Source organism: uncultured Photobacterium sp., from assembly GCF_947502415.1.
Classification (GTDB): Bacteria; Pseudomonadota; Gammaproteobacteria; order Enterobacterales; family Vibrionaceae; genus Photobacterium.
The window spans coordinates 1-567 of record NZ_CANMZV010000101.1; the positions used below are offsets into that span (position 1 = coordinate 1).

3 tRNA genes are annotated in these 567 nt (G+C 47.1%); all 3 read right to left on the bottom strand.

Going from position 1 to position 567, the window contains the following annotated elements:
• Positions 1 to 138: 138 nt before the first annotated feature.
• The 3 genes from Q0852_RS23705 to Q0852_RS23715 all read right to left on the bottom strand — a co-directional run bounded on the left by Q0852_RS23705 (position 139) and on the right by Q0852_RS23715 (position 473).
• Positions 139 to 214: transfer RNA gene (locus tag Q0852_RS23705), tRNA-Ala, on the bottom strand.
• Positions 215 to 252: 38 nt separating this feature from the next.
• Positions 253 to 328 (bottom strand) — tRNA-Val (locus Q0852_RS23710).
• A gap of 69 nt (positions 329 to 397) precedes the next feature.
• Positions 398 to 473 (bottom strand) — tRNA-Lys (locus tag Q0852_RS23715).
• Positions 474 to 567 lie beyond the last annotated feature (94 nt).

The following is a 567-nucleotide window of genomic DNA, read 5'->3' on the forward strand; positions in this document are numbered from 1 at the left end:
TTTCGAAGAACATTTTAATTGAATCTAACGATTCAATTTACTAGTCAGCTTTCCAGATTGTTAAAGAGCATGTGTTTATCAAAAGATAACCACTTTTTAAACACACTCACTTCTTTTCCAAGAAATGCGTTTAAAGAGTGGTGGAGCTAAGCAGGATCGAACTGCTGACCTCCTGCGTGCAAGGCAGGCGCTCTCCCAGCTGAGCTATAGCCCCATCAAGGGTATTTCTGAGTTCTTCCTAAAAAGAAAGAGTGGTGGGCGATACCGGGCTCGAACCAGTGACCCCCTCCTTGTAAGGGAGGTGCTCTCCCAACTGAGCTAATCGCCCACGATAGTTGCTTATTTGTCTCCGCTTTAAAAAGCAGAACCAAATTTGCTTTCCTTCGTGGAAAGGAAATGGTGGGTCGTGCAGGATTCGAACCTGCGACCAATTGATTAAAAGTCAACTGCTCTACCAACTGAGCTAACGACCCATTTCACTTCAAAAGAGAAGTGGCGTCCCGTAGGGGAGTCGAACCCCTGTTACCGCCGTGAAAGGGCGGTGTCCTAGGCCTCTAGACGAACGGG